Source organism: Amycolatopsis antarctica, assembly GCF_002262875.1.
GTDB lineage: Bacteria > Actinomycetota > Actinomycetes > Mycobacteriales > Pseudonocardiaceae > Amycolatopsis > Amycolatopsis antarctica.
The window spans coordinates 188,684-205,562 of sequence record NZ_NKYE01000009.1 but is presented as its reverse complement, the minus strand read 5'-3'; the positions used below and the strand labels follow the sequence as shown (position 1 = coordinate 205,562).

The window sequence follows — 16,879 nt, the reverse complement described above, 5'->3', positions numbered from 1 at the left end:
GACAGTTTCACGGCACGGCGACGGTGGCCACCGGTCAGTCACACGAACACGGGCAGTCGCACGAGCAGTCGCAGAGCCCGTCGCGCCGGGTACCGCTCCACGGTCCGGGGAACGGATCACGGCAGCAGAACTGGCAGGTCACGCACATGAACAGCGCGACCGCGCAGCCGTGCAGAGCACCGCGCCGCCGCGGCGGGGTGTGGATCCGCGGGTACATCCAGCCCTCCGGACGAGGCTCCTCGGCAGGCGGACCGCCCGGGCCGTACGGCCCCGGTGGTCCCGGCGGGGGCGGGCCGGAGGGACCGGGCGCACCGGTCGGCTGGTATCCGGGCGGAGGCATCCCGTGGCCGGGATACGCGCCGGGATGAGGGTTGCCCGCGGCCCCCTGCCGGCCCGGCCACTCACCGGGCGGACGGTGACCGGCGAGCCCGAACGTCCGGCCGACGGCGACCTCGAGTTCGTGCGCGAGCAGTGCGTGCACGAGCGTGCCGTCGGCGAACTCGGCCTCGCCGAGCGCGAGCCGCACCCCGAGCACCGCGTCCACACACAGCCGGTGCACCTCGTCCAGCGCCGTCCCGGTCGCCGTGACGGGGTTCCACGCCCCCGCGGCGGCGTCGGCGGCGAGGTCCTCCACCGCGTCGAGCAGATGGGCGATGCGGCCGAAGAGCCTGCCCGCCTCCCGCAGCGGCGCCATGTTGCCCGGTCTGCCCGCCAGCACGGCGGTCTGCGCGAACGCCGCCCCGGTCGCCTCCTCGGTCGGCCCGGTCGCCGCGAGCACCGAGTCGCCCGTCCGGATGCCGCGTTCCAGACTGTCCTGCCCGTCGACGGCGTCCAGCAGAACCGCGGTGTCGAAGCCGATCCGCTGCCCCGTCGCTCCGCCCTGCTCCGCCCAGCGACCCGCCAATCTGCGCGCTCCGCCCGCGATCGAACGGTGGCCGAACGCCCAGTCGCCGTCCTCGACGTGGTCGCGGACCTTCGCGGCGGCCAGCACCAGCGACACCGAGGCGGCCAGGTGCGCGCCACCGCCCTTGGCGACGGACGCCCCGCGCATGCCGCGCAACGGGCACGGCCCGGCGGCGCGACGCTGCCCGCCGTCCGGTACCTGCGCCTCCACCAGCGCGGAGACGACCAGCCCGTCGTAGTTGGTCACCACCCGCGCGAGCTGACCGTGCTCGTCGCGCAGGGCAAGGCACAGCCCGCACAGGTGCGCGGTCCAGTCGGCACGCAACCGCGCGGTCAACCGGTGCCGGCACGGCCTGATGATGCCGAACATCGGCGTCTCCTCGCTCCTCGATCGGTCACCGCGACGCTAGCCGGGTGGCCGTCGCCGTGTTCGCGGAACCGGGATGTCCGTGCGCGCACCCTCGCCACCGGGCTCGGTGATCGTCTTTCACCCGACGGCCCGGCAGGATGCCGGTCATGGATGTGCACCCCCCGAAGGTCGAGATCTTCGACGTGGCCACCCGCACCAACACCGACCCGAAGGGAATCGAGCGCGCCGTCGAGGAGTTCCGGGTCGAACCGTTCGGGCTGTACATGGCCCGTCCGACACCGGGCAGGCCGCAGTTCCGGTACCTGGAGTCCTGGCTGCTGCCCGGGTTCGGGCTCCGCGTCACCGACTTCTGGTTCAACCCTGGCCACAAACGCGATCAGGACTTCTACCTCGACGTCGTCCACATCGAACGGGACGGCGACCGGTGGCGCGCCACCGACCTGTACCTCGACCTGGTGCTGTCCCAGGGCCGGGGCGTGCGAGTGCTGGACACCGACGAGCTGCTGGCCGCCGTGACCGCGGACCTGATCGGGGCCGAACGGGCCTGCCAGGCGTTCGACCGCGCCTACGCCACGGTCGACGCGCTCGCCTCGCACGGCTACGACCTCGGCGCCTGGCTCACCGGGGAGGGCGTGGAGCTGCGCTGGCGACGGCACTGATCCGCACCGCGTGCTGGCGCGGCCGTCAGGGGCGCCGCGCCCGGACCAGCCAGGCGGCGGAGTCGTAGCGCACACCCTCGCCGGTCAGGTGGCCGGCCATGTCCGCGCGCAGCAGTTCGAGGGCACGAGCCCGCGCTTCGGCGTCGAGTTCGGCCGCCATGGCGGCGAACTGGCCGGAAATGAACCGGCAGGCGTCGTCGACGTCGCGGCCGAAGTACATCGGCTCGTGCAGGGCGTCCAGCCGGACGTCCGCGAATCCGGCCGACTCCAGCAGCGCCCGGACGGTGCCGGGCTCGCTCAGCGCGGCGGGGCCCGGCCCGTCTGCGGCTGGGGCTGGCAACTCCCGGCCACCGGCGAAGACGGAGCGGAACGTGCTCATCCACGCGTTGCGATCCATCGGCTGCCAGGTCAGCAGGACGAGCCTGCCGCCGGGGCGCAGGGCGCGGGCGATGTTGGTGAACGCCGCCTCCGGGTCACCGAAGAACATCGCGCCGTGCCTGCTGATCGCCACGTCGACACCGGCCGGCGTGAACGGGTGGACCTGCGCGTCGGCCTGCCGGAAGGTCACGTTGGCCAGGTGCTCCCGTTCGGCCGTCCGGCGGGCGAGGTCGATCATGCGCGAGGACAGGTCGACGCCGAGCGCCGAGCCCGCCGGGGCCGCGCGGGCCGCGTCCCTGGTCGTTCTCCCGCTGCCGCAGCCGATGTCGAGCACGTCCGACTCCGGCTCGATCGCCGCGGCGGCGATGAACCGCTCGTGGTAGCGGGCAACGCCCTCGTCGAAGCGCTCGGCGCGTTCGGTCCAGTAGGCGCCCTGATCGCCGTCCCAGGCACGCAACTGCCCGGCGTTGGCCGGATCGACCTGCCCCGCGATGCCCTCGGTGCGGTCCGTCATCGGATACTCCCCCCGGTTTCGCCCGGACGAGGATACCGGCAGTCGATCACGCCCCCGCCGCGCAACGACGTTCCCCGGCGTTACGCGCGTGCCCCCGACGAGGAGTTGCCGGTGACCGGGAACGTTGGGGGAGGATGGCTGCATGATCGGCGATCGATGGGGTGTGAGCGACGAGGAGATCGTGCGCACCTTCCCCTGCGACGAATTCGTCACCTCCCCCACCCTGCGAGCATGGCGGGGCGTGAGTGTCGAGGCGCCCACCGAGGCGGTCTGGCCCTGGGTCGCACAAGTGCGGCTCGCGCCGTACTCGTACGACTGGATCGACAACCTCGGCCGCCGCTCACCGCGCGAGCTGCGACAACTTCCCGAACCCCGGGTCGGCGAGGCGTTCACCGCCGCCGGCGGGCACAAGCTCGGCCGGATCGTCTCCGTCGCCCCGGGGAGCGAGCTGACGGGCGCCATCATGGGCGCCTTCATGTCCTATGTGCTCGTACCGCGGGATCGCGGAACCTCGCGCCTGCTGCTGAAGCTCGTCATGCGCACCAGCCGCTGGCTGGCCGCCGGCCTGTCCCTCGGCGACCTCGTCATGGCTCGACGGCAGTTGCTCAACTTCAAGCTGCTCGCCGAACGACACCAGCCCTGAGTCGCCACGCGGCCCCGAGCAGGGAACGCCGCCGCCACACCGAGTGCCCGCCGATCAGCATCTCGGTGCCCGGTCCCACGCCGGTTACGCCGGAACCGAGTTCGGGTCCGTCCGCGCCCAGGCACCCCTAAGGGCAGCCGGGTCCACCGAACGGTTGATCGCAGCCTTCCGCGTGGTGGATCGAAGGATGGCCGGCGAGGCGATCCGGGCACCCCCTCCTCTCGGCGAGGCTCGACGCGGACGAGTTCGGGAAGGGGAATCGCATGCCGGTCATCCAGGTGCGGGAACTGCACAAACGTTATCGGGACAAGATCGCCGTCGACTCCGTGTCCTTCGACGTGGAACGCGGCGAGATCTTCGGGATCCTGGGGCCCAACGGGGCAGGGAAGACAACGACCGTCGAGTGCGTGACGGCGATGCGGCAGCACGACCGCGGCACCGTCTCGGTACTCGGCCTCGATCCGCACCGGCAGACGGCCGAGCTGCGCCAGCGACTGGGCGTCCAGCTTCAGGAGAGCGAACTGCCGGACAAGTTGCGGGTGCGGGAGGCGCTCGCGTTGTACGCCTCGTTCTACCGGAACCCCGCCGACATCGACGAACTGCTCGACACGCTCGGGCTCGCGGACAAGCAGGACACCGCGTTCGCCAAGCTCTCCGGCGGCCAGAAACAGCGGCTGTCGATCGCGCTGGCTCTCGTCGGCAGCCCGGAGATCGCCGTGCTGGACGAACTGACCACCGGCCTCGACCCGCAGGCTCGCCGGGACACCTGGTCGCTGATCGAAGGTGTCCGCGATCGCGGCGTGACGATCGTGCTGGTCACCCACTTCATGGAGGAGGCCGAGCGGTTGTGCGACCGGCTCGCCGTCATCGACGCGGGCCGGATCGTCGCGATCGACACGCCGGCAGGGCTGGTCGCCGGCGTGGACGACGAGCAGCGCATCCGTTTCCGCCCTTCGGCCCCCGTCGAGGACTCGGTGTTCACCGGCCTCGCCGAGGTCCGGTCCGTCGAGCGGCACGGCCCCGAGGTGATCGTCACCGGCTACCTGCTGCACGCCGTCACCTCCGTGCTGGCCCGCAGGCAGGTCATCGCCGACGGCCTGCGCGTCGAGCGGGCGAACCTGGACGACGCCTTCGTCGCCCTCACCGGCAGGCAACCCGGCTGATCCGCCACCGAACCCATTACCCGCCACCATCCGATCCGGGGGAAGAACCATGCCCGCACCGAGTTCCGGACCACTGGCCGCGATGACCGCGGTCGAGACGAAACTGTTCCTGCGCGATCCCGGGGCACCGATCACCGTCGTGGGCATTCCGATCGCCCTGCTGCTGGTGTTCGGCCTGATGCCGGGCGTGCGGGAACCGAGCGCCGAGTACGGCGGCCGGTCCGCACTCGCCACGGTCATCGCGCCGATATCGGTGGCGATCCTGCTGGCGATGCTGGCCCTGACCCTGTTTCCGGTGGTCATCGCCACTTACCGGGAGAAGGGCGTGCTGCGCAGGTTCGCCGCCGGCCCGGTGTCGCCCGCTCTGCTGCTGACCGCCCAGCTCATCGTCAACCTCCTCGCGGCCGTCGTCGTGCTGCTCCTGGTGCTGGTGCTCGGGGCGGGGGCGCTGGGCATGGCATTGCCGGAGAACCCCGCCGGTTACGCCCTCGTCGCCGTCCTCGGCACGGCCGCGCTGTTCTCGGTCGGCATGCTGATCGCGGCCCTGGCCCGCACGGCACGGACCGCGGGCGGGGTGGGTGCGCTCGCTTTCTTTCCGATGCTGGCACTGGGCGGTGTGTGGGTGCCCAAGGAGAAGCTGCCCGTGTTCCTGCAGCACGCCGCCGACGTCCTGCCACTCGGCGGGACACTCAACGGCCTGCGCGAGACCGCCGCCGGCGGGTCGCCGCAGGCGATCCAGCTCGTCGCCCTGGTGGTCACGGCGCTGGTGTTCGCCGGCCTCTCGGCCCGATTCTTCCGGTGGCAGTGATGGGAAAGCCGCCGACGAGAACGACAGCGCCGGACGCGGCGGGGCGGGCTGCGGCGGCCGTGGCCCCGCCGGAGACCGGGGTGCCCGCGTTCGCCCGCGGGCCCGTGCTCACCGTCGCCGCGGCGGTGGCGGCGGTGCTCCTGGTGACCAGTGGCCGCTACGGGTACTTCGGTGACGAGCTCTACTTCCTGGCGGCTGGTCGGCGTCTGGACTGGGGGTACGCCGACCAGCCGCCGCTGCTGCCCCTGCTGGCGCAGGCGATGGACACCCTCGCGCCCGGCTCGCTGACGGTCCTCCGGCTGCCCGCCGTGCTGGCGACCGTGGGCACCGTGGTGCTGACCGCGCTCATCGCCAGGGAACTCGGCGGCGGCCGGAGGGCGCAGGTGCTCGCCGCCGCGGCGGCGGCCTGCTCCGCGCAGCTACTGGGCGGCGGGCACTACCTGGCCACCTCGACGCTCGACCCGTTCCTGTGGACGATGCTGCTGTGGCTGCTGGTGCGCTGGGTGCGTACCCGGGACGACCGGTTGCTGCTGTGGGCGGGTGTGGTCACCGGAATCGCACTGAACGTCAAGTTCCTGGTGCCGGCGTTCTGGGTGGTCGCCGGGCTCTGCCTGCTGGCCTGCGGACCGCGGGAGCTGTTGCGCAGGCCGGCACTGGCGGCCGGTGCCGTGATCGCGCTGCTCGCCGTCGCGCCGACGGTGGTGTGGCAGGCGGCCAACGACTGGCCGCAGCTCGACATGGGGGCGGCGATCTCGACGGAGGTCGGTGCGGGCTGGGGTGGCCGGCTGTTCTTCCTTCCCTCCGCGCTCTCCGGGGCGGGCCTGGTCGCCGGAGCGATCCTGCTGGTCTACGGCGTCGTGCGGCTACTGCGCTCGCCGCGCCTGCGGCCGTACCGCTTCCTCGGCTGGACGGTCCTCGGGCTCACCGTGCTGTTCCTCGCCGTCAACGGGCGCTACTACTACGTCGCCGGGATGTTCGGCGTCTGCTGGGCGGCGGCCGCCGTGGAGATCGAACGGGCACGTCCGGCGCGCTGGTGGCGCTGGCTGCTGTCCTGGCCGTCGTTCGCGGTGAGCGGCATGCTGGCGATCGTGCTGGGCCTGCCGGTGCTGCCGATCCCGACGCTGGCCGCGAACCCGGCGGTGCCCCGCGCACCGTTCGCCACCGAGGAGATCGGCTGGCCACAGGTCACCACCTCGGTCGCCGACGCCTACCGGGCCCTGCCCCCGCAGCGGCGGGAGCGCACCGGCGTGGTGACCGAGTTCTACTGGCAGGCGGGCGCTGTCGACCGGTACGGACCGGCACTCGGCCTGCCGGAACCACACAGCGGCAACCGTGGGTACTGGGCCCTCGGCAGGCCGGACGACACGGTCACCGACATCCTGTACGTCGGCTGGAACCCCGGCCGCATCACGCCGATGTTCGGCGAGGTCCGCCCGGTGGGCGCGCTGGACAACGGCCACGGCGTTCTCAACAGCAGCCAGGGAATGCCGATCTGGCTGGCCACCGACATCCGGCAGCCGTGGTCGGCGGTCTGGCCGAGAATGCGGGAGATGGGGGTGTGAGCGGCGGCCGATACCAGGCCCCCGAACGGGCGACGGGGCTACTGGTTACGCCCCGGTCACGTGGAGACCGTAATGTTTCCAGCGCTGTTCCGCACGCGGTCCTGCTGGGAGTGACGCATGACGACCACGACGGCGGCTCCCGAGCCGCAACTGGCACCGGCGAGCGCGATCCCCGCGTTCGCCCGTGGCCCGGTGCTCACGATCGCCACGGCCGTCGCCCTGGTCATGTTCCTGCTCAGCAGCCGGTACGGGTACTTCGGCGACGAGTTGTACTTCCTGTCCGCGGGCAAGCGGCTCGACTGGGGTTACGCCGACCAGCCGCCGCTGCTGCCCCTGCTGGCACTCGCCATGGACTCGATCGCCCCCGGCTCGGTCACCATGCTGCGGCTGCCCGCGACGCTGGCCACGGCGGCCGGAGCGGTCTTCACCGCGCTGATCGCCAGGGAACTGGGCGGCGGCCGCAGGGCGCAGACCCTCGGTGCCGCGGCGAGCGCCCTGTGTGCCCACTTCCTCGCGACCGGCCACAACCTCGCGACGTCCACGATCGATCCCTTCCTGTGGACGGTGCTGCTCTGGGTCGTGGTGCGCTGGGTGCGGACCCGCAACGACGTCCTGCTGCTGTGGGCAGGCGTGGTCACCGGGGTCGCGCTGAACGTCAAGCTCCTGGTGCTGGCCTTCTGGGCCGTCGCCGGGGTGTGCGCCCTGGTGGTCGGCCCGAGGGAGCTGCCACGACGGCCGATGCTGTGGGCGGGCGCGCTCGTCTCGGTGGTGGCGCTGGTGCCCACCATCATCTGGCAGACCGCGAACGGCTGGCCGCAGTTCGGTATGGGGCAGGCCATCTCCGCGGAGGTCGACCAGGGCTGGGGCGGACGGCTGAACCTGGTTCCCGGCATGGTCCAGGGAGCCGGGCTGGTCGTCGGTTCGGTACTGCTGCTGTACGGGCTGTGGCAGCTCCTGCGCTCGGAGGAGCTGCGCGCGTACCGCTTCCTGGGCTGGACGGTGCTGGGCCTGGTGCTGATCTTCACGATCACCAACGGCCGCTTCTACTACGTATCCGGGATCTACGCGGTCTGCTGGGCGGCGGGTGCGGTCGCGGTGGAACGCGGGCAGCCGTCGAAGTGGTGGCGCTGGGTGCCCACCTGGCCGGTGTTCGTACTGTCCGCGATCATCACCCTGCCGACGGCGCTGCCGATCTACCCGATGTCGTGGCTGCGCGATCATCCGCAATTCCCCCGTCCGCCGTACTCGGTGGAGGAGGTCGGCTGGCCGGAGATGGCCGCCTCGGTCGCCGAGACCTACGACCGGCTGCCGGACTCGATGCGCGACCGCACCGCGATCGTGACGGCGAAGTACTGGCAGGCGAGCGCGATCGACCGGTTCGGCGCCGAGCACGGCCTCACCGAGGTGTACAGCGGCAACCGCGGTTTCGGCTACTTCGGGCAGCCGGGCGACGACAAGGACATCGTGATGTTCGTCGCCTGGGACCCGAGCCTGATCGAGGAGCACTTCACCGACGTGCACAAGATCGGCCTGATCGACAACGGCCTCGGCATCGGCAACATCAGCCAGCGGCAGCCGATCTGGCTGGCGACGGGGCCGAAGGAACCGTGGCAGACGTTGTGGCCGAAGTTCCGCAACCTCTGGGTCTGAGATGAGTCCCGGGAACCCGGCGAACGACCGCGCCAGGGCCGTGCTGTGGCCGGCGTCGTCCCGCTGGGAACCGGCGGTGCGCTTCGCCGAGCGTTACCTGGCCTTCGCGTTGCTCGCCCTGGCCACGGTCATCGCGGCCACCGACGGTGACGGCGCCCCGTTCGACGGGACGCTGCTGCTGGTCGCCGCCGCGGCCCTCTGGCTGCTCGTCTTCGACACCCTGCTGCCCGAGCGGGTACGCACCAGCGCGATCGTGATCGCCGTGTCCTTCGTGGGCACGCTGACGTTCGCCTCCCTGCTGATGGTCCGCGATCTGCCGTTCCTGGTGTTCATGATCGGCTCGTTCTTCCACGCGTTGCATCTGCGGCCCGAACCGCTGATGTGGTTCGGGCTGGCCGCGACGTCCGCCCTGATCAACAGCCTCGGCGACGAGGGCCCGGTCCGGGCGCTGACCGACTGGACCTACCCGTTTCTCACCATCGTCGCCGTGCAGACGCTGGCGATCGGGGCGGGGGCGCGGATGTCGGTGCACCTGCTCGCCAAGAGCGAGCAGCAGCGGCGCACGGTCGTCGACCTGGAGGCAGCACTGGAGGAGAACGCCGGACTGCACCGGCAACTCCTGGCGCAGGCGCGGGAGGCGGGCGCGCTCGACGAACGCCAGCGGCTCAGCCTGGAGATCCACGACACCCTGGCGCAGGGGTTCACCGGGATCATCACCCAGCTCGAGGCGGCGGCCCAGGCGCCGGGTGACACCGACGGCGGGCGGGAGCGGATCGGCAAGGCACTCACCCTGGCCAGGGAGAACCTCGCCGAGGCCCGGCGGTCGGTACGGGCGCTGAGCCCCGAGGCGCTGGCGTCCTCGACGCTGCCGCAGGCTCTCGACGGCGTCGTCGGGCGGTGGTCCGACCTCAGCGGCGTGCCGGCCGGGCTGACGGTCACCGGTACCCCGCAACGACTGCACCCGGAGATCGAGGCCACCCTGCTGCGGGTGACCCAGGAGGCGCTGACCAACGTGACCAAACACGCCACCGCCGGCCGGGTCGGCCTGACACTGTCCTACATGGAGGATCTGGTGACTCTCGACGTCCGGGACGACGGAGTCGGTTTCCGAACGGATTCGTTGTCCGGCAACGGGAATCCCTACAGCGGTTTCGGGCTCGCCGGCATGCGGCACCGGGTGCACCGGCTCGCCGGGCGGCTGGAGATCGAGTCGGAACCGGACGCGGGCACGGCGATCTCGGCGAGCGTCCCGGCGATCGGCAGCGGGGAGCGGGCGTGACCATCTCCCTGCTCATCGTCGACGACCACCCGATCGTCCGGGACGGGTTGCGCGGGATCTTCACCGGCGAGCACGGGTTCGAGGTGCTCGGCGAGGCGGCGAGCGGGGCCGAGGCCGTGGCACTGGCCACCGCGCTGCGGCCCGACGTGGTGCTGATGGACCTGCGGATGCCGGGCACGGACGGCGTCAGCGCGATCACCGAACTGACCCGCTCCGGCAGCACCGCCCGGGTGCTGGTGCTGACGACCTACGACACCGATTCCGACGTGCTGCCCGCGATCGAGGCCGGCGCGACCGGGTATCTGCTCAAGGACGCCCCACGCGAGGAACTGTTCCGCGCCGTCCGCGCGACGGCGCGGGGCGAGGCCGTGCTCTCCCCCGCCGTCGCCAGCCGGATCATGGTGCAGATGCGGGCGCCGGCGCAGGAGCCGCTGAGCGCACGCGAGCTGGAGGTGCTGGGCCTGGTGTCCCGCGGGTCCACCAACAAGGAGGCGGCGGCCAGGTTGTTCATCAGCGAGGCGACGGTGAAGACGCACCTGCTGCACGCCTACGCGAAACTCGGTGTCCGTGACCGGGCGGCCGCCGTGGCGGTGGCCTTCGAGCGCGGGCTGCTCCGGTCCTGAGCCCTGCCGCGGCGGATCGTCAGGGCGTCCACCCGGTGCGCTCCGCCCACTCCTCCGCACGGTCGAAGGCGGCGTTGATCCAGTCCTGCTTGTCGTCGGCGTAGGCGAGGGTGCTGCCGCCCTCGTGCACGTTCGCGAGCTCCCGTTTCACCGCGGCGTAGGCGTCGCGTTCGGCGGGTTCGGCGCGCAGCCAGGCCGGGAAAAGCAGCGCGACCCGCCACGCCGGTGTCTCCGGGGAGCGGACGTGCAGGTTGACCGGCCGGCCGGGGTCCCCGCCGAAGTGGAACCGTTTCGGCAGCCGGCCGTCCCGTTCCCTGGACTCGTCGCACCACTCGCCCTCGGCCCTCGGGAAGCCCGCCTCGGAGAGCGTGTCCGCGATCCCGTCGGCCGCGTCCAGGCTGGGCACCAGGATCTGCAGGTCCAGCACGTCCTTGGCGGGCAGTCCCGGTACCGAGGTGGAGCCGATGTGATCCACTCGCTCGACCCGGTCGCCGACGGCCGCGCGGATCCGCGCCAGCACCCGGCCGGCTTGCTCCGGCCACGACGGGTCGTACTCCGCGATCACCGGCGACAGGGGCGGGCGCGGGCGGCGCAGGCGCACGTTGGCCTCGTAGGGCACCAGCCGGTCCGCCCAGAGAGTGTCCACTTCGGACAGTACGATCTCGGTGTGGCCGCCGTTGTCCAGCCACACGTCGGCCACCTCGCGGCGCTGCCGTTCGGTGGACTGCGCGGCGATCCGGGCGCGGGCGTCGGCCTCGGTCATGCCGCGCGCGTCCGTCAGCCGCGCCACCCGCACCTCGGGATCGGCGTCGACGACCAGCACCAGGTGGTAGTGCGGCGCGAGGCCGCCTTCGACGAGCAGCGGGATGTCGTGCACGACGATCGCGTCGGGCGCGGCGCGCTCCATGAGTTCGGCGGTCCGCGCACCGACCCGGGGATGCACGATCGCGTTGAGGGTCCGGCGCGACTCCTCGTCGGCGAACGCCTTCGCTGCCAGTGCCGGGCGGTCGAGGGCACCGCCGGCGTCGAGCACGCCGGTGCCGAAGGCGCGCACTATCTCGGCCAGTCCCTCGGTACCGCGTTGCACGACCTCGCGGGCGATCAGGTCGGCGTCGATGATCACGGCACCGTGCTCGGCCAGCCGGTTCGCCACTGTCGACTTGCCCGCTCCGATGCCTCCGGTGAGTCCCACTCGCAACATGACACGCATTCAACCAGTCGCCGCTGGTCCGGCCCGTGCGAGATGACCCTCCGGGTCCAAGTTGCGAATCGGCAACTGATGTGGGTGACACGCCGTCGGCCTGTCGAGTTTTCACCGGCCGATTGAGTACGGTGCCGAACGGGACAGTCGCCCACACGGAGGAACCATGCCAGCCAGCACGCACGTCGGCAGGCACCGGCTCGGCACGCCGGGCCTGGTCCACTGCATCACCCATCGAATGGTCTCCGAGGCACTCGACGAGTACCGCCGCAACTGGCTGACCGCGCTCCTGGTACCCGCGAAGCACAGCCTGGCCGGCCTCCGCCGCAGGGCGCGCGCGGCCGCCGCGGAACACGTCTGGGCGCCCGCGACCACCTGACCCGATCGCTTCAGAGGCCCGCGACCACCCCGGTGGCCGCGGGCTTCGGCATGCCCTCGGCAGGTCCGCCACCATTTTTCGCCTACCGCACGACCAGTCGATACCGTTGCCCGGAACGCAGCGAGGCCCCGTGTCCACATAGGACACGGGGCCTCGCTGTCGCTGCTGGGTGCCGCTAGGCGTCAGCTCTGCTCAGCGGATGCTCACGCACCGCCGGAGAGCTTCTCCCGCAGGGCCGCGAGCTGCTCGTCGCTGGCGAGCGAGCCGCCGCCACCCTTGGGCGCGGAGTCGGCCGGAGCGGAGGTGTAGCTCTGCTCCCCGCCACCGCCACCGGTGGTAGCGGACTCGCCGCCCCCGGCGATGGCCTCGGCAGCGGCTTCCGCGTCGGCCTCGGCGGCCTTCGCGATCTGCTTCATGTGCTGCTCGTAGCGCTCGTGCGCGGTCGCGTACTGACGCTCCCACTCCTCACGCTGCGTGTCGAAGCCTTCCTGCCACTCCTGGGTCTCCGGGTCGAAGCCCTCGGGGTAGATGTAGTTGCCCTCGTTGTCGTACTCGGCCGCCATGCCGTACTGAGTCGGGTCGAACTCGGTCTCGGTGGTGACGCCCTCGTTGGCCTGCTTGAGCGACAGCGAGATGCGGCGACGCTCGAGGTCGATGTCGATGACCTTGACCATGACCTCGCCACCGACCTGGACGACCTGCTCCGGGATCTCGACGTGGCGCTCGGCCAGCTCCGAGATGTGCACCAGGCCCTCGATGCCCTCCTCGACGCGCACGAACGCACCGAACGGAACGAGCTTGGTGACCTTGCCCGGCACGATCTGGCCGATCGCGTGGGTACGGGCGAACTGACGCCACGGGTCTTCCTGGGTCGCCTTCAGCGACAGGGACACGCGCTCGCGGTCCATGTCGACGTCCAGCACCTCGACGGTGACCTCCTGGCCGACCTCGACGACCTCGGAGGGGTGGTCGATGTGCTTCCAGGACAGCTCCGAGACGTGCACCAGGCCGTCGACGCCGCCGAGGTCCACGAACGCACCGAAGTTGACGATCGAGGAGACGACGCCCTTGCGAACCTGGCCCTTGGCGAGCGCGTTGAGGAACTCGCTGCGCACCTCGGACTGAGTCTGCTCCAGGTAGGCGCGGCGGGACAGGACCACGTTGTTGCGGTTCTTGTCCAGCTCGATGATCTTGGCTTCGAGCTCGCGGCCGACGTAGGGCTGCAGGTCGCGCACGCGGCGCATCTCGACGAGGGAGGCCGGGAGGAAGCCGCGGAGGCCGATGTCCAGGATGAGACCACCCTTGACGACCTCGATGACGGTGCCGGAAACCGGCTCGTCCTTCTCCTTGAGTTCCTCGATCGTGCCCCAGGCGCGCTCGTACTGGGCGCGCTTCTTGGACAGGATCAGGCGGCCTTCCTTGTCCTCCTTCTGGAGAACGAGGGCTTCGACCTCATCGCCGACGGTGACCACTTCGGCCGGGTCGACATCGTGCTTGATCGAGAGCTCACGCGAGGGGATGACGCCCTCGGTCTTGTAACCGATGTCGAGCAGGACTTCGTCGCGGTCGACCTTGACGATGGTTCCTTCGACGATGTCGCCATCGTTGAAGTACTTGATGGTCTTGTCGATGGCTGCGAGGAAGTCTTCCTCCGTCCCGATGTCGTTGATGGCGACCTGCGGCGAGGCGGCAGCAGTCGGGGCGGTGGCGGTGTCGATGGTCATTAGGCGGGTTGCTCCGGTACGGATAGGGAATAGTGGGTGTGTGGTTTGCGTGCGCGATGGGCACGAGGCGACGGAGCGAGCAAACGTCCACAGGAGAACGGCCGCGAGCATCACCGCCAGGTGCGCGACCCCTTGTTCCGTGCGGAATGTCCCTTCCGGAACGTCCTATCCGGAACACTGCCCAGCATCGAGTCCGCTGGACGGAAGGCAGCGCGAACCCAATGCGCTGTCCGCTATCCTACGCGGCCGCGTCCCGCCGGCACAAACAGGGTGGCACCCGATCAACCGGCCCCATCCCGCTGCCCGGCCGTACGGGGTGAACAGCCAGAATACCGCCGTGTCCACGCCCAGATCCGCCACCGGCGAGAGCCCAGGAACCCCGCCCGCGACCGGCGCCGACCCGCACCGTCACCAGGACGCCGAGCAGGCACTCGGCACCACCGGGACGGCCCACCGGCAGGTCGGGTCCGCGGAGGCCGCGGCGGCCGGCATCGCCTGGTGGGACGCCGACGCCGACGACTACCACGCCACCCATGGCGGCTTCCTCGGCGACGAGGACTTCGTCTGGTGCCCTGAGGGACTGCGCGAGGCGGACGCCCGGCTGCTCGGCGAGGTCGCGGGCGCCCGGGTGCTGGAGGTGGGCGCCGGCTCGGCACCCTGTGCGCGCTGGCTCATCCGCAACGGCGCGGACGCCGTGGCGCTGGACATCTCGGGCGGGATGCTGCGGCATGCCAGGGCGGCCAACGAGCGCACCGGCGTGCCCGTCCCGCTCGTGCAGGCGAACGCCGAGTACCTGCCCATCGCGGACGCGAGCATGGACGCCGCCTGTTCGGCCTTCGGCGCGGTGCCCTTCGTCGCCTCCGTCGAGGCCGTGTTCGGCGAGGTGGCCAGGGTGCTCCGGCCCGGCGGGCGGTGGGTCTTCGCCGTGACCCACCCGATGCGCTGGATCTTCCCGGACGATCCGGGGCCACTCGGATTGACGGTGACCCAGCCGTACTTCGACCGCACCCCTTACGTCGAGGTCGACGAGACGGGCCGGGCGACGTACGTGGAGTACCACCGGACCCTGGGCGACTACGTGCGCGCGCTGACCGCCGCCGGGCTGGTCCTCGACGAGTTGCTCGAACCCGAGTGGCCTCCGGGGCACGACCGGATCTGGGGCCAGTGGAGCCCGTTGCGTGGCAGGCTCTTCCCCGGCACGGCGATCTTCCGCTGTACGAACGGGACGCGATGAGGGAGACACGGTGAGCGAGTTCGACGAGGCGCAGTCCCGCCGGTTCACCGCGCTCGACCCGATGATCGCGGCGGAGTCGCACGTTCCCGAGGGCGAGACGCTGACCGCGGCGCTGCCGGACGGCACGAAGGTGCGCGGCGTGCTGGTGCGCAGCTTCCACGGCCCGGAGTCGATGGAGAGCCTGTGGGGGCCGAGGGACAACTTCGAGCTGACCCCGCTGCTCGGCGACACCGGTGCGGCCGGGATGGACGCGCTGCTGCGGGTGTTCGCCGACCGGGTGCGCGAGGAGGATCCCGGAGCCGACTCGGTGCGCACGGTGATGTGGCCGAGCCGCGACGTCGAGCCGACGCACACACTGCTCGCGCACGGTTTCGCGGCGCTGAACCATCTCGCGGTACGGCCGAGGCCGGCCGCGCCCCCGTCCGCGGCGCAACCCACGCCCGGGGACGGCCCGGTGATCCGCAGGGCCGCCGCCGAGGACGTGGGCGAACTGGTGGGGCTGGCACTGGAGGAACTGCGCTACTCGGCGGCGTCCGGACCCAGCGTGGTGCGGGAGAACTCCGCGGCCCTGCTGGAGCGCGGCCTGCGCCGGTCGATCTTCTTCGGCGGCTCGGTGTGGATCGCGGAACTCGACGGTCGTCCGGCCGGTCTCGCCGACTGCGGCACCATGCCGACCACCGGCCGCAGTCCCCTCAACGGGAAGGTCCACTCCGGACGGTGGGGGTACGTGCTGACGCTGTCGGTGGCGCCGTGGGCGCGCGGCCGGGGCGTGGGCGCGGCGCTGACCCGGGAGGCACACCAGGCCCTCGATGTCGACGGGGTCAACGGCACGGTGCTGTTCTTCAGCCCCACCAACCCGTTGTCCTCGGTCTTCTGGCCCCGCCGTGGCTACCGTCCGGTGTGGACGGTCTGGGAGGCCCGCCCGGCGGCCTGAGCACGCGGGCGGGACGGGCGCCTCAGCGAGTGAGCACGGTTGCGGGACGCACCCAGTTCGTCCTGCGGTGGGTGGCGAAGCCGTGTCGGGCCAGGTTGCGTTCGCTCGGCGAACCGACCGCCGCGGTCGCCACGGCGAGAGTGCAGCCGAAGCCGGCCGCCACGCCGAGCCGATGCCGCAGCAGGGCCGACTGCGCCCCGCGTCCACGATGGCGCACCGGGGTGGCCGCCCCACCGAGTACGGCGACGTCGCCGTGCAGCGTCATCGCCGCGGCGCCGAGGAGCTGTCCGCCGGACCGGGCGAGGAAGCGGTGCACCGGCCATGCCAGGTGCTCGGTGCGCAGGAAATCCGCCAGCACTCCGCCCGCCAGGTAACCATCCAGGAGAACGGCGGCGAACGCGGCGGGTTCCGCGTCCTCGACCCGCACCCGGACGGAACCGGCGGACGGACCGGCGGATGGGGAGGCAGGCGAGGCGAGCGCCAGCACGCTGTCCGGCAGGCGGTGCAGCCCGGCGGACCGGCAACGGGCAGCGCCGTCGACTCCGGGCCGCGGGAGCACCAGTCGCGCGAGCGGCAGATCGTCGAGCGCGCGCAGGGCGGGGCCGAGATCGCCCGGATCGGCACCCCACACCGCGCAGAGAAACCTCAGCGAGGGCTCGCTGACGTGGACGGTGAACAGGCCACCGCGACGCCGGGCGTCGAACCGTCCGGGCAGGCTCGCGCTGGTGGCCGCCGCGCAGGCCAGTTCCGCGCGCAGGTGGAGCGCGGCCTCGGCGCGGCGCAGGTCGTCCGGCGGCGGGTCGTCCATTCCTCCAGCATCCCAGGTACGGCGCACGGCAGGGTCCCTGGATCACT

16 protein-coding genes are annotated in these 16,879 nt (G+C 71.7%); 11 read left to right on the top strand and 5 right to left on the bottom strand.

The window, feature by feature from the left end; all coding sequences use genetic code 11:
- Window positions 1–34: 34 nt before the first annotated feature.
- Window positions 35–1,273, bottom strand: coding sequence for a DUF5685 family protein (locus CFN78_RS29525; RefSeq protein WP_094863751.1), 1,239 nt, complete (start codon window positions 1,271–1,273; stop codon window positions 35–37).
- A 146-nt stretch (window positions 1,274–1,419) separates the two neighbouring features.
- Here CFN78_RS29525 and CFN78_RS16765 point away from each other — a divergent pair, with 146 nt between their 5' ends.
- Entirely contained in the window at window positions 1,420–1,932 is a 513-nt protein-coding gene (locus tag CFN78_RS16765) for a ribonuclease FAU-1 family protein (protein WP_094863750.1), read from the top strand.
- A 25-nt stretch (window positions 1,933–1,957) separates the two neighbouring features.
- On the opposite strand, the gene CFN78_RS16760 is transcribed toward CFN78_RS16765, so the two are convergent.
- Window positions 1,958–2,824, bottom strand: coding sequence for a class I SAM-dependent methyltransferase (locus tag CFN78_RS16760; RefSeq protein ID WP_094863749.1), 867 nt, complete (start codon window positions 2,822–2,824; stop codon window positions 1,958–1,960).
- 142 nt (window positions 2,825–2,966) lie between these two features.
- Between CFN78_RS16760 and CFN78_RS16755 the strand changes: the two genes are divergently transcribed.
- The 7 genes from CFN78_RS16755 (at window position 2,967) to CFN78_RS16725 (ending at window position 10,552) form a co-directional block, all read left to right on the top strand.
- Window positions 2,967–3,467, top strand: a complete 501-nt coding sequence (locus tag CFN78_RS16755) for a polyketide cyclase (protein WP_094863748.1) — start codon at window positions 2,967–2,969, stop codon at window positions 3,465–3,467.
- A gap of 263 nt (window positions 3,468–3,730) precedes the next feature.
- The gene (locus tag CFN78_RS16750) at window positions 3,731–4,630 is read left to right on the top strand and encodes an ABC transporter ATP-binding protein (RefSeq protein WP_094863747.1); all 900 of its coding nucleotides are present in this window, start codon (window positions 3,731–3,733) and stop codon (window positions 4,628–4,630) included.
- A 49-nt stretch (window positions 4,631–4,679) separates the two neighbouring features.
- Window positions 4,680–5,438, top strand: coding sequence for an ABC transporter permease (locus CFN78_RS16745; RefSeq protein ID WP_094863746.1), 759 nt, complete (start codon window positions 4,680–4,682; stop codon window positions 5,436–5,438).
- Entirely contained in the window at window positions 5,438–7,000 is a 1,563-nt protein-coding gene (locus tag CFN78_RS16740) for an ArnT family glycosyltransferase (protein ID WP_094863745.1), read from the top strand. Before CFN78_RS16745 ends, CFN78_RS16740 begins: the two co-directional genes overlap by 1 nt.
- A 117-nt stretch (window positions 7,001–7,117) precedes the next feature.
- Complete coding sequence (locus CFN78_RS16735) at window positions 7,118–8,650, top strand: ArnT family glycosyltransferase (RefSeq protein ID WP_094863744.1); 1,533 nt, start codon at window positions 7,118–7,120, stop codon at window positions 8,648–8,650.
- Between the two features lies 1 nt (window position 8,651).
- On the top strand, window positions 8,652–9,929 hold the full coding sequence (locus tag CFN78_RS16730) for a sensor histidine kinase (protein WP_094863743.1): 1,278 nt from the start codon (window positions 8,652–8,654) through the stop codon (window positions 9,927–9,929).
- Window positions 9,926–10,552, top strand: a complete 627-nt coding sequence (locus CFN78_RS16725) for a response regulator (RefSeq protein ID WP_094863742.1) — start codon at window positions 9,926–9,928, stop codon at window positions 10,550–10,552. The genes CFN78_RS16730 and CFN78_RS16725 overlap by 4 nt, the downstream gene beginning before the upstream one ends.
- Before the next feature lie 19 nt (window positions 10,553–10,571).
- Here CFN78_RS16725 and coaE read toward each other — a convergent pair whose 3' ends face one another.
- Entirely contained in the window at window positions 10,572–11,753 is a 1,182-nt protein-coding gene (gene coaE / locus CFN78_RS16720; protein ID WP_094863741.1) for a dephospho-CoA kinase, read from the bottom strand.
- A gap of 166 nt (window positions 11,754–11,919) precedes the next feature.
- On the opposite strand from coaE, the gene CFN78_RS16715 reads away from it, so the two are divergent.
- A complete protein-coding gene (locus tag CFN78_RS16715) occupies window positions 11,920–12,132 on the top strand; it encodes a hypothetical protein (RefSeq protein ID WP_094863740.1) in 213 nt (70 codons plus the stop codon).
- A 203-nt stretch (window positions 12,133–12,335) separates the two neighbouring features.
- Here the strand turns inward: CFN78_RS16715 and rpsA are convergent, their stop codons facing one another.
- Window positions 12,336–13,856: a 30S ribosomal protein S1 gene (gene rpsA / locus CFN78_RS16710; protein ID WP_094863739.1), complete on the bottom strand. Its 1,521-nt coding sequence runs from the start codon at window positions 13,854–13,856 to the stop codon at window positions 12,336–12,338.
- A 337-nt stretch (window positions 13,857–14,193) separates the two neighbouring features.
- Here rpsA and CFN78_RS16705 point away from each other — a divergent pair, with 337 nt between their 5' ends.
- Entirely contained in the window at window positions 14,194–15,090 is an 897-nt protein-coding gene (locus tag CFN78_RS16705; RefSeq protein ID WP_240519500.1) for a class I SAM-dependent methyltransferase, read from the top strand.
- A gap of 10 nt (window positions 15,091–15,100) precedes the next feature.
- Window positions 15,101–16,024 carry a GNAT family N-acetyltransferase gene (locus CFN78_RS16700; protein WP_094863738.1) on the top strand — a complete coding sequence of 308 codons (924 nt, stop codon included), beginning with the start codon at window positions 15,101–15,103 and terminating at the stop codon, window positions 16,022–16,024.
- Between the two features lie 22 nt (window positions 16,025–16,046).
- On the opposite strand, the gene CFN78_RS16695 is transcribed toward CFN78_RS16700, so the two are convergent.
- Window positions 16,047–16,832 carry a GNAT family N-acetyltransferase gene (locus CFN78_RS16695; protein WP_094863737.1) on the bottom strand — a complete coding sequence of 262 codons (786 nt, stop codon included), beginning with the start codon at window positions 16,830–16,832 and terminating at the stop codon, window positions 16,047–16,049.
- Window positions 16,833–16,879 lie beyond the last annotated feature (47 nt).

Excerpts from the sequence above, each read along its gene's own strand:
- coaE (WP_094863741.1), bottom strand. The coding sequence starts at position 11,753 with ATGTTGCGAGTGGGACTCACCGGAGGCATCGGAGCGGGCAAGTCGACA.
- rpsA (WP_094863739.1), bottom strand. The coding sequence starts at position 13,856 with ATGACCATCGACACCGCCACCGCCCCGACTGCTGCCGCCTCGCCGCAG.
- CFN78_RS29525 (WP_094863751.1), bottom strand. The coding sequence starts at position 1,273 with ATGTTCGGCATCATCAGGCCGTGCCGGCACCGGTTGACCGCGCGGTTG.
- CFN78_RS16745 (WP_094863746.1), top strand. The coding sequence starts at position 4,680 with ATGCCCGCACCGAGTTCCGGACCACTGGCCGCGATGACCGCGGTCGAG.
- CFN78_RS16760 (WP_094863749.1), bottom strand. The coding sequence starts at position 2,824 with ATGACGGACCGCACCGAGGGCATCGCGGGGCAGGTCGATCCGGCCAAC.
- CFN78_RS16715 (WP_094863740.1), top strand. The coding sequence starts at position 11,920 with ATGCCAGCCAGCACGCACGTCGGCAGGCACCGGCTCGGCACGCCGGGC.
- CFN78_RS16735 (WP_094863744.1), top strand. The coding sequence starts at position 7,118 with ATGACGACCACGACGGCGGCTCCCGAGCCGCAACTGGCACCGGCGAGC.
- CFN78_RS16755 (WP_094863748.1), top strand. The coding sequence starts at position 2,967 with ATGATCGGCGATCGATGGGGTGTGAGCGACGAGGAGATCGTGCGCACC.
- CFN78_RS16750 (WP_094863747.1), top strand. The coding sequence starts at position 3,731 with ATGCCGGTCATCCAGGTGCGGGAACTGCACAAACGTTATCGGGACAAG.
- CFN78_RS16695 (WP_094863737.1), bottom strand. The coding sequence starts at position 16,832 with ATGGACGACCCGCCGCCGGACGACCTGCGCCGCGCCGAGGCCGCGCTC.
- CFN78_RS16765 (WP_094863750.1), top strand. The coding sequence starts at position 1,420 with ATGGATGTGCACCCCCCGAAGGTCGAGATCTTCGACGTGGCCACCCGC.
- CFN78_RS16740 (WP_094863745.1), top strand. The coding sequence starts at position 5,438 with ATGGGAAAGCCGCCGACGAGAACGACAGCGCCGGACGCGGCGGGGCGG.
- CFN78_RS16730 (WP_094863743.1), top strand. The coding sequence starts at position 8,652 with ATGAGTCCCGGGAACCCGGCGAACGACCGCGCCAGGGCCGTGCTGTGG.